Here is a 12,608-nt window from a genome sequence, read left to right on the forward strand (position 1 = left end):
AAAACACATAATCAGCGTCATTGGAATACCTACCACAAACCAGATCGGATTTCTTTGAACCTCATTGCGTTTTTTGAAAATGGCTCTTTTTGAACCCCTACCACCCGTGTATAGATTTCCGTCGCACTCAGGATGGTGCGATCCAAGATGGAGTTAAAAAAATAATGAAGCAAACATCGTTAGCACTGGCGATCACAGCACTGCTGTCGACCCTGCCCAGTGCGCTCGTTCAGGCAAATGAAGGTTGTGCGCCGCTCACCGGCAAGGAGAGCGGCATGGATATCGGACGCAGCAGCACCGAGCGCTGCCTGCCAGGTGCCAATCCCCTGCAGGAGCAGCAGTGGTATCTGCTCAACAGCGGCCAGGATGGGTTCAGCGCCCGTGGCGGTATAGCGAACAATGACCTCAACCTCTGGTGGGCTCATCGCACCGGCGTGCTGGGCCAGGGAGTCAATGTGGCCGTGGTGGATGATGGTCTGGCCATCGCCCACCCGGATCTGGCGGAGAACGTGCGTCCGGGTTCGAAAAACGTGGTGACCGGCAGCGATGACCCGACACCGACCGATCCGGATACGGCCCACGGCACATCGGTCTCCGGCATTATTGCGGCGGTAGATAACGCCATCGGTACCAAGGGAATTGCCCCGCGAGCCCAGCTGCAGGGGTTCAACCTGCTGGATGACAACAGCCAGCAGTTGCAGAAAGATTGGCTCTACGCCCTTGGCGACAGCGATGCCAGCCGCGACAATCGGGTGTTCAACCAGAGCTACGGCATGAGTATGGTGGATCCCCGCTCAGCCAACTCTCTGGATCAATCCCAGCTTGATCGCCTGTTTGAACAGCAGACCCTCAAGGCGCAGGGCGCTGCCTATATCAAGGCCGCTGGCAACGGCTTCAACAAGATAGCGGCGGGCGGCTATGTGCTTAACCGCACCGGCAATGGTCCTAAATTGCCGTTTGAAAACAGCAACCTCGATCCCTCCAACAGCAACTTCTGGAACCTGGTGGTGAGCGCTCTCAACGCCGATGGCGTCAGATCCTCCTACTCCAGCGTCGGCAGCAACATCTTCCTGAGCGCGACCGGCGGCGAGTACGGTACCGACGCTCCGGCGATGGTGACCACGGATCTGCCCGGCTGCGACATGGGTTACAACCGCACCGACGATCCCAGCACCAACCGGCTGCACGGCAACCCGCAACTGGATGCCAGCTGCGACTACAACGGCGTGATGAACGGCACCTCCTCCGCCACCCCCAGCACCTCCGGCGCCATGGCGCTGCTGATGTCCGCCTACCCGGATCTGTCGGTACGTGACCTGCGGGATCTGCTGGCGCGCAGCGCAACCCGGGTCGATGCCACACAGAAACCTGTGATGGTCAGCTACACCAGCAGCACCGGCAAGGTGCGTGATGTGAAAGGGCTGGAAGGGTGGGAGCGCAATGCCGCCGGCATGTGGTTCAGCCCGACTTACGGTTTTGGTCTGATCGACGTCAACAAGGCCCTCGAGCTGGCTGCCAATCACCAGCCCCTGCCCCCGCTGGTGCAACTGCCATGGCAGAAGATCAATGTCAGCGGCAGTGCCGCCGCTATCCCGGATGTGGGCAACAGCCCGACCCGTTCCACTACCCGCATCGCGACACCATTGACGGTAGAAGCGGTTCAGGTGATGGTGAGCCTGGATCACCAGCGCCTGCCCGATCTGCTGATCGAACTGGTCTCCCCCGCCGGCACCCGCAGCATCCTGCTGAGCCCCTTCAACAGCCTGGTCGGCCAATCTCTCGACCAGCAGCAGCTGGGCTTTGTGCGAACCAAGGGATTGCGTGACATGCGGATGCTATCCAACAAGTTCTACGGCGAATCGGCGCAAGGCACATGGCGACTGGAAGTGACCGACGTTGCCAACGGTACCCGTCAGGTCTCTCTGCTCAATCGCGAGACCCGTGAGCGTACCACCCTGACCGAGCGCAACAATCGCCAACCGGGCAAGCTGATCTCATGGTCCCTGCGGGTCCTGGGTCACGATGCCAACCGCAGCTAACACGCTAGGAGTATTACCATGAACAAACCTGTTACCTTGCTTCTGGCAACCCTGCTGGCCCCCCTCTCGGGACAGCTCTGCGCCCAGGAGTCCGTCACCATGGATGGCAAGCAGTACAGCACCATAGAGGTGAACGGCCAGACTTACCTCATTCCCGACAACGGCAGCAAGAAGCGGGTCGCCCGCAGCCTTGACAGCAAGGTCCCGCAACAGACCCTGCGCCGCGGTGACGTGTTGATGCAAGGGGCCGCCAGCCCCGAGCTGACTGTAAGCGGCACCCTGCTGGTGGAAGCTGACGATGCCAGCGCCAAGGCGCTGGCGACTCGCCACGGCCTGAACTTCAAACAGAGCAGCGGCGGTATCGCCCTGCTTGAGGCCAAATCGGGCACCGATCTCAATGCCATCGCCACCAAGCTCAAGAGCGAAGGGGTGAATGTGCAGATCGAGCTGTCGGGGGCCGAACAGCAGCCGAAATAGGTCGTGACACACAAATAACAAAGGGGGCCATCATGGCCCCCTTTCTGTGCTGCTTATTTTGATAGTGGCTTACTTGGCGCCATGCTGCTCCGCCAGATAGAGCCAGGTATCGACTACGGTATCCGGGTTGAGCGACACCGAGTCGATCCCCTGCTCCACCAGCCAGGCGGCGAAGTCCGGGTGATCGGATGGGCCCTGACCGCAGATCCCCACGTACTTGCCCGCCTTGCGCGCAGCCTGAATAGCCATCGCCAGCAGCGCCTTGACCGCCTCGTTACGCTCGTCGAACAGATGGGCGATTAGCCCGGAATCCCGATCCAGCCCAAGGGTGAGCTGGGTCATGTCGTTGGAACCGATGGAGAAGCCGTCCACGTGCTCGAGGAACTTGTCTGCCAAGAGGGCATTGCTCGGGATCTCGCACATCATGATCACCTTGAGCCCCCGCTCGCCACGGCGCAGACCGTTCTCGGCCAGGATGTCGATCACCTGCTCCGCCTCGCCCACGGTGCGCACGAAGGGGATCATCACCTCAACGTTGGTCAACCCCATCACATCGCGCACCCGCTTGATCGCCTCGCACTCGAGGGCAAAGCAGGGGCGGAAGCTATCGGCGATGTAGCGGGATGCGCCACGAAAACCGATCATCGGGTTCTCCTCGTGGGGCTCGTAGCCACGACCGCCCACCAGATTGGCGTACTCGTTGGACTTGAAGTCCGACATCCGCACGATCACCCGCTCCGGCCAGAAGGCGGCCCCCAGAGTGGCGATCCCCTCGGTCAGCTTGGCCACGTAGAACTCACGCGGGCTGTCGTAACCGGCGATCATCTTGCCGATGGTGGCCTGCAGCTCTGGGGTTTGCTGGTCAAACTCCAGCAAGGCCTTGGGGTGCACGCCGATCATCCGGTTGATGATGAATTCAAGGCGTGCCAGTCCTACGCCAGCATTAGGCAACTGGGCAAAGTCGAACGCCCTGTCCGGGTTGCCGACGTTCATCATGATCTTGATGGGCAGGCGTGGCATATTGCCCACCTCGGTCACTGCCACATCGAAGTCCAGCTCGCCGTCATAGATAAAACCGGTATCCCCTTCCGCGCAGGAGACGGTGATCCGCTGGCCCGGCTGAATATGGTCGGTGGCGTTGCCACAGCCCACCACCGCCGGAATGCCCAGCTCGCGAGCGATAATGGCAGCGTGACAGGTGCGGCCACCCCGGTTGGTGACGATGGCGGAGGCCCGCTTCATGATGGGCTCCCAGTCCGGGTCGGTCATGTCAGTGACCAGCACGTCGCCGGGTTGCACTTCGTCCATCTGGCTGATGGAGGAGATAACTCGCGCCGGACCCGCGCCAATCTTGTGGCCGATGGCCCGCCCCTCGATCAGCACCTTGCCCGCTTGCTTGAGGGCAAAACGCTCGAGGGTGTTGGCCTCCTGACGGCTGCGCACGGTTTCCGGGCGCGCCTGCACTATGTAGAGCTTGCCATCCTGCCCATCCTTGGCCCACTCGATATCCATCGGGCGGCCATAGTGCTGCTCGATGATGAGAGCCTGTTTCGCCAGCGCCATCACCTCCTCATCGGTGATGCAGAAGCGGCTACGCTCGGCCTCGTTGGTGTCGACAATCTTCACCTGACGGCCGTGACCGGCATCGTCCGAGTAGGTCATCTTGATAAGCTTGGAGCCGAGGGTCTTGCGCACTACCGCCGGGCGCCCCCCCTTGAGGGTCGGCTTGTGCACATAGAACTCGTCCGGGTTGACCGCGCCCTGCACCACCATCTCGCCAAGACCATGGGCGCCGGTGATAAAGACCACGTCGTTGAAACCGGACTCGGTATCCAGAGTAAACATGACGCCGGAGGCGGCGAGATCCGAGCGCACCATCCGCTGCACCCCGGCCGAGAGGGCAACACCCTTGTGGTCATAGCCCTGATGCACCCGATAGGAGATAGCGCGATCGTTGAACAGGGAGGCAAACACATGCTTGACCGCCGTCATGACGGCATCGATGCCACGTACGTTGAGGAAGGTCTCCTGCTGACCGGCAAAGGAGGCGTCCGGCATATCCTCGGCGGTGGCGGAGGAGCGCACCGCAAACGAGGCCTCGACACCGGCACTCAACTTCTCATAGGCAACCCGGATAGCCTGCTCCAGCTCGGGCTGGAACGGGGCGTCGATCACCCAGTCGCGGATCTGCTGACCGGCCCGGTTGAGGGCGGCGATATCGTCCACGTCGAGATTGTCGAGCAGATGGTGGATCTTGCCGTTGAGGCCGCTTGACTCCAGAAACTCGTTAAACGCAAAGGCGGTAGTGGCAAAGCCCCCCGGCACGGATACGCCGGCGCCAGAGAGGTTGCTGATCATCTCGCCAAGGGATGCGTTCTTGCCGCCAACTCGTTCTACGTCCTGCATTCCGAGTTGTTCGTACCAGAGCACGTACTGTTGCACTTGGATGTCTCCAGGTTGGTGGGCACCGATGCCATAGCACCTCGTGCGCCCGATTTAATCGATGAGGTTATGGGTAAGTCAGGTGCGTTATTGTCTGTTTCTTTTGTTGCCAACGACCATGAAAACGTTTTCTATTGGTTTTCAAAAAAATCCCCGAGCAAGAGTTGGGGATGGTCGAATGACCGGAACATTCTACAATGGCGACACAAAAAGATAACGATTCAGGTTTGCAAGCCACTTCACAACTTGGGCACAGCAGACCGGTTGACAAAACTGGTATGGTTTCGGGAGATACTTCTCACCCCTTACCCCATGCGACCCCACCCGCGGTATCACAGGAGCCCTACGTGCACACCGTATTTTATGTTTCAGACGGCACCGCCATCACCGCCGAAGTGTTCGGCCACGCGGTACTGAGCCAGTTTCCGCTGGCCTTCGAGCAGATCACTATCCCCTTTGTGGAGACACTGGAGAAAGCCCGTCAGGTACGGATGCGGATCGACGAGCAGTTCCGCCAGACCGGTGTACGCCCCATCCTGTTTCACACCATCGTCGACCCGCTGGTACGGGAAGAGGTACTGAAATCGGAGGCGTGCGGCCACGACTTTCTCAATACCTTCGTCAGCCCGCTGGAGCAGGAGCTGGGGGTAAAAGCCGAGCCCCGCCTCCACCGCACCCACGGTATGGAGAATCGCAAGCTCTATGACGATCGCATCGAGGCGGTCAACTTCGCACTGGCCAACGACGATGGCATCACCACCAAAGAGTACGATGAGGCGGACATCATCCTGATCGGGGTCTCCCGCTGCGGTAAGACCCCCACCAGCCTCTATCTGGCGCTGCAGTTCGGCATTCGCGCCGCCAACTACCCCTTTATCGAGCAGGACATGGGGATGCTGGAGCTGCCCGCCCCCCTCAAGGCCAACCGTCACAAGCTGTTTGGCCTCACCATAGCGCCGCAGCGGCTGCACGAGATCCGTAACCAGCGCCGTGCCAACAGCCGCTACTCCTCCATCGAACAGTGCGAGCAGGAGCTGGCCTGCGTGGAGCGGCTGTTTCGCCAGGAGGCGATCCGCTTCCTCGATACCAGCTCCCACTCGGTGGAGGAGATCAGCGCCAAGGTCCTCGAGGCAACCGGTCTGCGCCGCCAGCTCTGTTAAGCCAGCTTGACAGCTATCGGCATCAACAAAAGATAAAAATTACAGTGTCGCGGCGAAAGTCAGCTGTGGCGAACTGCAATTCACATAGATGACAGTGAAAAGCGTGGATAAAAAAGGGATAAGCACCACAAATGCTTATCCCTCTTCTTGTCGACCTTAGCGTTGTGCCCTTGTCACCTGCAGCCAGTTAGCCGCTATTCGATTCCGTTCTGCTGCGCTCGGCAAACAGCCAGCGTTAACTAACGATTGAGCTCCGGGTTGTTCATCAACCGGGCATAGAAGGCCAGCAAACCGTGGCGCAGGCGAACCCGCTCCGCCAGCCAGCCGCCAACGAGCGCCCCCGTTACCCCACCCGCCAGCAACAGCGACTGCCAGTAGTGCAGCAACTCCTGATCACCGAGTAACAGCCAACCCAGCAACATAATCGCGGCCACCAGCAACAACAGCGGACTGGCGGCAATCCCTAACCAGAGCGCCACCTGTACACCCCGGGCAACCCCCTGTTGCAGCACGCTTTCGCACTTTCTGTACTCCAACTCCCTGCACTCTTCCCTGTACTCTCGCTTGTTTGGCATCATTTGCATCCATTTGTGGCTTGGCACCACAAAAGCACACCAACAAGACAAAATGTCAATCAAACAGAATTCGACTGCACAAACATTAACCAAAAACTACCAAGAAGCCTCTTCAGATCATGAAAAAGCTGCCTTTGGTACAAAACACGGCCATTAGAGATGGAAAACAGGTGCATTCATGGCGGATTATCACTATTCTGCTTCGGTTGCCAGCCAACACTAAAAATTGCAAATGGCATGATGTAACGAAATAAATACAGCTTTCGTCAGGTTTTGGCTACGCACTGCGGCCTGCTCAGGATGAGCCCAACACCGACCAGAGACAACAGAGACGTAAGGACAGACCCATGGATTTGAAACAAGACGGTGAGGAGCTGAAGCGCGGCCTTAAAAACCGCCACATTCAGTTGATTGCTTTGGGCGGCGCCATCGGCACCGGCCTCTTTCTGGGCATTGCCCAAACCATCAAGATGGCAGGTCCCTCGGTCCTGCTGGGGTATGCCATCGGCGGCTTTATCGCCTTCCTGATCATGCGCCAGCTCGGTGAAATGGTGGTGGAAGAGCCGGTAGCCGGTTCATTCAGCCACTTTGCCTACAAATACTGGGGCGAGTTTGCCGGTTTTGCGTCCGGCTGGAACTACTGGGTGCTCTACGTGCTGGTGAGCATGGCCGAGCTGACCGCGGTGGGCATCTATGTCCAGTACTGGTGGCCCGAGATCCCGACCTGGATGTCGGCAGCCTTCTTCTTCGTGCTGATCAACGCCATCAACCTCTCCAACGTCAAAGCGTTTGGCGAGATGGAGTTCTGGTTCGCCATCATCAAGGTGGTCGCCATCATCGGCATGATTGGCTTTGGCGGCTATCTGCTCATCTCCGGTGCCGGCGGCCCCGAGGCCAGCGTGACCAACCTGTGGGCCCAGGGCGGCTTCTTCCCCAACGGCATCAGCGGTCTGGTGATGGCGATGGCGGTGATCATGTTCTCCTTCGGCGGTCTGGAGCTGGTGGGCATTACCGCCGCCGAAGCGGACAACCCCGAGAAGAGCATTCCCAAGGCCACCAATCAGGTGATCTACCGCATCCTCATCTTCTACATCGGCGCCCTGGCTATCCTGATGTCCCTCTATCCCTGGGGTAAAGTGGTGGAAGGCGGCAGCCCGTTCGTGATGATTTTCCACGCTCTGGACAGCAATCTGGTCGCCACCGTACTCAACATCGTGGTACTGACGGCGGCACTGTCGGTCTACAACAGCTGCGTCTACTGCAACAGCCGGATGCTGTTCGGTCTGGCCAAGCAGGGCAACGGCCCGAAAGCCCTGCTCAAGACCAACAAGAGCGGCGTGCCGCTGGTTGCCCTCTCGGTCTCGGCCATCGCCACCCTGCTCTGCGTGCTGATCAACTACCTGATGCCGGGCAAGGCGTTCGGCCTGCTGATGGCGCTGGTGGTCTCCGCACTGGTGATCAACTGGGCGATGATCAGCCTCGCGCACCTCAAGTTCCGCAAGGCCAAGGTCGCAGAAGGCGTCCAGCCCAAGTTCAAGGCGTTCTGGTACCCCTTCGGCAACTACCTCTGCCTCGCGTTTATGGCCGGTATTCTGGTGATCATGTATATGACCCCCGATTTCCGCATCTCGGTCGAACTTATCCCCGCCTGGCTGGTGGTACTGGGCATTGGCTTTGTCATCAAGCGCAAAGGACAGGCCCAAAGCAAGGTTGCAGCCAATCTGGGTTAATACCCGCAGTTGAGAAAAACAATGCAAAACGCCGATCGCATGATCGGCGTTTTTATTGCGCGCAGCACGACTAGCAGTCATAGCCCTCAGGAAGACAGTTCTTGCCTTTGATCTTGCCGATGCTCCGGGCTGTTGACGCAACACTCATCGCGGAAAAAGGCGATGATCTCCTCCAACACCGCGTATTGAGAGACGCAAAGCAGGGTGCGACTCTCCCGGTTTTGCTTCACCAGCCCCACCGAGACCAGCGCCGCGATATGGTGGCTGAGGGTAGAAGCGGGGATCGCCAGCTGCTTTTGCAGCTCCCCCACCGGCAGCCCCTGCTCTCCCGCCTTGACCAGATGCTTGAAGATAAACAGCCGGGTCGGATGACCCAGCTCTTTCAATGCCTTGGCGACCTCTTCCAGTTGCATCTCTGCGCCCTCCACGAATTTGACATTTCGATAATACCAGAAATATCTTGACCGACCATTAATTTCGATTATTTTGGAAATGTAGAAACAAAGTGAGGATACGACAATGAATGAGTGGTTAACCATGCTGACCGATGCAGCCCAGATGTTCCTGTTTCTGGCTGTCGAGCTGTCGGTGCTGTTTCTGGTCATTAGCGCCGGGGTCAGCCTGATCCGTCAGAAGATCCCCGACGAAAAGATCCAGCGGATGCTGGGGGCGAGACATGGCAAAGGCTATCTGCTCTCGGCCCTGCTCGGTGCCGTCACCCCCTTTTGCAGCTGCTCCACCATCCCCATGCTGAGAGGATTGCTCTCGGCCAAGGCTGGCTTTGGCCCCACCCTCACCTTCCTGTTTATCTCGCCACTGCTGAACCCCATCATCGTCGGCTTGATGTGGGCCACCTTTGGCTGGAAAGTGACCCTGCTCTACGCCGTGATCGCTGCCAGCGTCTCCATCATGGCGAGCATGCTGCTCGACAGATTGGGGTTCGAGCGCCATGTCATCGACCCCAAAGAGGCCACCCCCTCTTGCGGTAGCGGCTGTGGCCCGGCGACCCGCGCCACCACTCAAGCACATTGCAGTGACAACCAACGCAGCGCCATTCGTGCAATCAAACCCCTCAACGGGGCAGCGTGCTGCCCGGCACCGCAACCAGAGATGGCAGAGCCGGCCGCCCTCTCCTGCTGCGGCGATGGCACTGCAACCCTAGCCAGTGCGCCACAGCTCCCCACCGCCTGGGTCAAAGCTCGCATCGATGCCTGGCAGCAGTTCAAAGCGGTATTGCCCTTCCTGCTGCTGGGGGTGCTTATCGGCTCATTTATCTACGGCTTTATTCCGGCCGAGTGGATCGCCGCCCATGCTGGTGCCGACAACCCGCTGGCCATTCCATTCAGCGCCATCGTCGGGATCCCGCTCTACATCCGCGCCGAGGCCGTGATCCCGCTGGCGTCGGTACTGCTGGGCAAAGGGATGGGGATGGGCGCCGTCATGGCGCTGATCATCGGCAGTGCCGGTGCCAGTCTAACCGAGGTGATCCTGCTCAAATCCATGTTCAGAACCCCGATGATTGCGGCCTTCCTTACCGTGATCCTCGGCATGGCGATCCTGATGGGCTACCTGACGCAACTGTTGTTTTAAGTCACCCATCATTAAACAGACAGGGTGTTAAGCCAGCAGAGTGTGAAACCATCAGGCTTCACATAGACAAAACGCCGATCAACTGATCGGCGTTTTGCATGTTCCGTACGACAATCTGCAACCGGCGTTACAGATATTGCCCGATAATGGGGAGCAGATCCTCGACGTCACGGGCGATATGGTCGGGTTGGTGTTCCCAGCGCTCCGGGGTCGCGCGGCTATAGCCGACAGCCACCGATATCACACGGCTCTGCTCGCCAAGCGCCGCTTGCAAATGACGGGCAAACTGCACATCCGCTTCATGGTCACCGATATAGATCAGCGACTGGCACCTGGCTGGGCCGAAGATAGACTCCAGACATTTGAGGCCACCGAAAGGATGAGGTTTTTGCTGCTGTCCGGGCACGTCATCATAGCCGACCACAGCCTTGAACAGGCTGTTCACGCCATGCAGCTCCAGTACCCGGCGAATGTTTTTTTGGGAGTTCTGCGAACAAATTCCGTGGGGAATGGCAGAGAAATGGTCAATCACCGCCTCCAGCCCCGCAAAAAAACGCACCTCGGTCCGGTTCATCTCCTGATGCTTGGCCCACAGACTGCCAGCCAGCACCATCTCGTCCCGCGACAAACCGTAGTAATCCATATAGAGCGCCTGCCAGTTCTTGGCGGCGTGATTGGCATGGTGATACTCCGCTTCGCTGCGCAGATAGCGCGGCAGATGTTCTCCGGTCAGATGGGGGGCGACCTCAGCCAGGATCTGCTTGGTGATATCGATATTCTTCGGCACCGAATTGACCAGAGTACCGTCATAATCCCATAAAATCGCATCCAACTTCATTGCGTTACCTGTCTCGCTTCACAGCCATAAGTCACGCCATGTTACTTGGCTTGCCTCCCCTCGCCAAACCGCGCTGTAAAAATGTGAGACCCATCCCGTCCCCACGCAGTAGCACAAGAGTTAATGTGCAACAACACAATAAATGAACATCCTCTGCCATACTCAGACGAAGTATTCCGTTACGCCGAAACCGGAGTCTGATCATGGTAACCAGCTCGCTTCACACCACAGATACCGAGGTTGAATTTGCCGACGATATCCAGTTGGTATCGACGACCGATCTCAAAGGGGACATCACCTACGCCAATCCGGCGTTTTGTCAGGTGGCAGGCTATCGCCTGGAAGAGATGTTGGGGCAGCATCACAATCTGGTGCGCCACCCCGACATGCCCAAGGCAGCGTTTGCCGATCTCTGGGCCCACCTGCAGGCGGGTAAACCATGGCGAGGGATGGTAAAAAACCGCTGCAAAGATGGTCGCTATTATTGGGTTGATGCCTATGTCACCCCGATTTATGAAGATGGCAAGATGGTGGGTTACCAATCCGTCCGCTGCCGCCCCGCCGCAGAGCACAAAGCGCGTGCCAGCCAGATGTACAAAACCCTTAAAGCCCGTGAAACCGGCTCTGCCATTCACGTGGGCCTGCGTCAACTCACGCCGGCCATGATGACCATCCCCCTGCTGCTCGTCAGCGTGATCAGCGCGCTCTGGCTGATCTCACCGCTGCAGGCGCTCTGGATCATCATTCCCCTCTTGGCAGCCATCTGGTTCAATCGCCACCCTCTCTTCCTCACACCGCGATTCTTGCAGCAGCTCGAGCAGGATTACGACAGCATCAGCCGCCTTATCTTCTCGGGGGATGCCCCCCACAGCATTGCCGATTTCCATATCAAACTCGGGCAAGCGAAGATCCGTACCGTACTCGGCCGGGTGGATGACACCACCGCGTCGCTCAATGCCATGGCCAATGACCTGCGCGGCTCCGCCTCGCTGGCCAGCCAGGATATCTCTTCGCAAGACACGCAGATCCAGCAGATTGCCACCGCCGTCACCCAGATGGCTTCGGCCGCCGAGGAGATCAACCGCAATATTCAAGACAGCAACAGCCAGATTGAAGAGGCCCGCAGCCACTGCATCACCACCAGCACCCAGCTTTCGGAAGCAGGAGAAGAGATGTCGGCGCTGGCCACCCAGGCGGAGCAAGCCTTTCAGTCAGCCGTCGAACTGGCGAGCGAATCCGAGCGGATCGGCACCATCATGAGCGAAATTCGCGGCATTGCAGATCAAACCAACCTGCTGGCGCTCAATGCCTCCATCGAAGCCGCACGGGCAGGCGATCAGGGGCGCGGCTTTGCAGTGGTGGCGGACGAGGTTCGCAGCCTGTCGACCAGAACCCATAAGGCGACAGAGCAGATCCAGAACAGCATTGGCCATATCCAGCAAACCCTGGGGGGATGGAAAGAGATGATGCATCTCAATGTGACCAGAACCAACGCCTGCCTCGCCACCACCCGGGCAAGCACCGGCAACCTGAATCAGGTTGTGGTCGAGATAGACAAGGTCTCTGATTTTTCCAACCAGATAACCGCCGCAGCCACCGAGCAACAAGCGGTCATCGAGGAGATCAGTCGCAATATCAACCAGATATCCTCGCTCTCTCACGATAACAGTCTCAAAATCGATCAGGTGAGTAAAACCAGTGCCAACTTGCAGAGCAAAGCGAGCCAGCTCAAGGACTTAAGCCGGACGTTTGGATAG

The 12,608-nt window shown here is 58.6% G+C and carries 10 protein-coding genes; 6 read left to right on the forward strand and 4 right to left on the reverse strand.

Annotated elements, in window-relative coordinates:
• Positions 1–164: 164 nt before the first annotated feature.
• Both asp and ACW5XC_RS09820 read left to right on the forward strand, forming a co-directional pair.
• A complete protein-coding gene (gene asp / locus ACW5XC_RS09815; protein ID WP_042053126.1) occupies positions 165–2,039 on the forward strand; it encodes a serine protease Asp in 1,875 nt (624 codons plus the stop codon).
• 18 nt (positions 2,040–2,057) lie between these two features.
• Positions 2,058–2,516 carry a serine protease chaperone gene (locus ACW5XC_RS09820; RefSeq protein ID WP_042053127.1) on the forward strand — a complete coding sequence of 153 codons (459 nt, stop codon included), beginning with the start codon at positions 2,058–2,060 and terminating at the stop codon, positions 2,514–2,516.
• Positions 2,517–2,585: 69 nt separating this feature from the next.
• Here the strand turns inward: ACW5XC_RS09820 and ppsA are convergent, their stop codons facing one another.
• Positions 2,586–4,958 carry a phosphoenolpyruvate synthase gene (gene ppsA / locus ACW5XC_RS09825; RefSeq protein ID WP_042053129.1) on the reverse strand — a complete coding sequence of 791 codons (2,373 nt, stop codon included), beginning with the start codon at positions 4,956–4,958 and terminating at the stop codon, positions 2,586–2,588.
• A gap of 347 nt (positions 4,959–5,305) precedes the next feature.
• Here ppsA and ppsR point away from each other — a divergent pair, with 347 nt between their 5' ends.
• On the forward strand, positions 5,306–6,118 hold the full coding sequence (ppsR, locus tag ACW5XC_RS09830; RefSeq protein ID WP_005344832.1) for a posphoenolpyruvate synthetase regulatory kinase/phosphorylase PpsR: 813 nt from the start codon (positions 5,306–5,308) through the stop codon (positions 6,116–6,118).
• 239 nt (positions 6,119–6,357) lie between these two features.
• Here ppsR and ACW5XC_RS09835 read toward each other — a convergent pair whose 3' ends face one another.
• Positions 6,358–6,654, reverse strand: coding sequence for a hypothetical protein (locus ACW5XC_RS09835; RefSeq protein ID WP_233267786.1), 297 nt, complete (start codon positions 6,652–6,654; stop codon positions 6,358–6,360).
• A 386-nt stretch (positions 6,655–7,040) separates the two neighbouring features.
• Between ACW5XC_RS09835 and ACW5XC_RS09840 the strand changes: the two genes are divergently transcribed.
• A complete protein-coding gene (locus ACW5XC_RS09840; RefSeq protein ID WP_005333893.1) occupies positions 7,041–8,423 on the forward strand; it encodes an amino acid permease in 1,383 nt (460 codons plus the stop codon).
• A gap of 86 nt (positions 8,424–8,509) precedes the next feature.
• Here the strand turns inward: ACW5XC_RS09840 and ACW5XC_RS09845 are convergent, their stop codons facing one another.
• Positions 8,510–8,836, reverse strand: a complete 327-nt coding sequence (locus ACW5XC_RS09845; RefSeq protein WP_042053131.1) for an ArsR/SmtB family transcription factor — start codon at positions 8,834–8,836, stop codon at positions 8,510–8,512.
• A gap of 106 nt (positions 8,837–8,942) precedes the next feature.
• On the opposite strand from ACW5XC_RS09845, the gene ACW5XC_RS09850 reads away from it, so the two are divergent.
• Positions 8,943–10,013 (forward strand): permease, encoded by a 1,071-nt coding sequence (locus ACW5XC_RS09850; RefSeq protein WP_042053132.1) that lies wholly within the window; start codon positions 8,943–8,945, stop codon positions 10,011–10,013.
• A gap of 127 nt (positions 10,014–10,140) precedes the next feature.
• On the opposite strand, the gene ACW5XC_RS09855 is transcribed toward ACW5XC_RS09850, so the two are convergent.
• A complete protein-coding gene (locus ACW5XC_RS09855; RefSeq protein WP_042053133.1) occupies positions 10,141–10,851 on the reverse strand; it encodes an HAD family hydrolase in 711 nt (236 codons plus the stop codon).
• Positions 10,852–11,054: 203 nt separating this feature from the next.
• Between ACW5XC_RS09855 and ACW5XC_RS09860 the strand changes: the two genes are divergently transcribed.
• Positions 11,055–12,608: a methyl-accepting chemotaxis protein gene (locus ACW5XC_RS09860; protein ID WP_042053134.1), complete on the forward strand. Its 1,554-nt coding sequence runs from the start codon at positions 11,055–11,057 to the stop codon at positions 12,606–12,608.

This window comes from Aeromonas sp. 25-AL00135, assembly GCF_054052385.1.

What these genes read in the sequence shown, in the direction of transcription:
- ACW5XC_RS09855 (WP_042053133.1), bottom strand. Translation starts at nt 10,851, where the DNA reads ATGAAGTTGGATGCGATTTTATGGGATTATGACGGTACTCTGGTCAAT.
- ACW5XC_RS09850 (WP_042053132.1), top strand. Translation starts at nt 8,943, where the DNA reads ATGAATGAGTGGTTAACCATGCTGACCGATGCAGCCCAGATGTTCCTG.
- ACW5XC_RS09845 (WP_042053131.1), bottom strand. Translation starts at nt 8,836, where the DNA reads ATGCAACTGGAAGAGGTCGCCAAGGCATTGAAAGAGCTGGGTCATCCG.
- asp (WP_042053126.1), top strand. Translation starts at nt 165, where the DNA reads ATGAAGCAAACATCGTTAGCACTGGCGATCACAGCACTGCTGTCGACC.
- ACW5XC_RS09840 (WP_005333893.1), top strand. Translation starts at nt 7,041, where the DNA reads ATGGATTTGAAACAAGACGGTGAGGAGCTGAAGCGCGGCCTTAAAAAC.
- ACW5XC_RS09860 (WP_042053134.1), top strand. Translation starts at nt 11,055, where the DNA reads ATGGTAACCAGCTCGCTTCACACCACAGATACCGAGGTTGAATTTGCC.
- ACW5XC_RS09820 (WP_042053127.1), top strand. Translation starts at nt 2,058, where the DNA reads ATGAACAAACCTGTTACCTTGCTTCTGGCAACCCTGCTGGCCCCCCTC.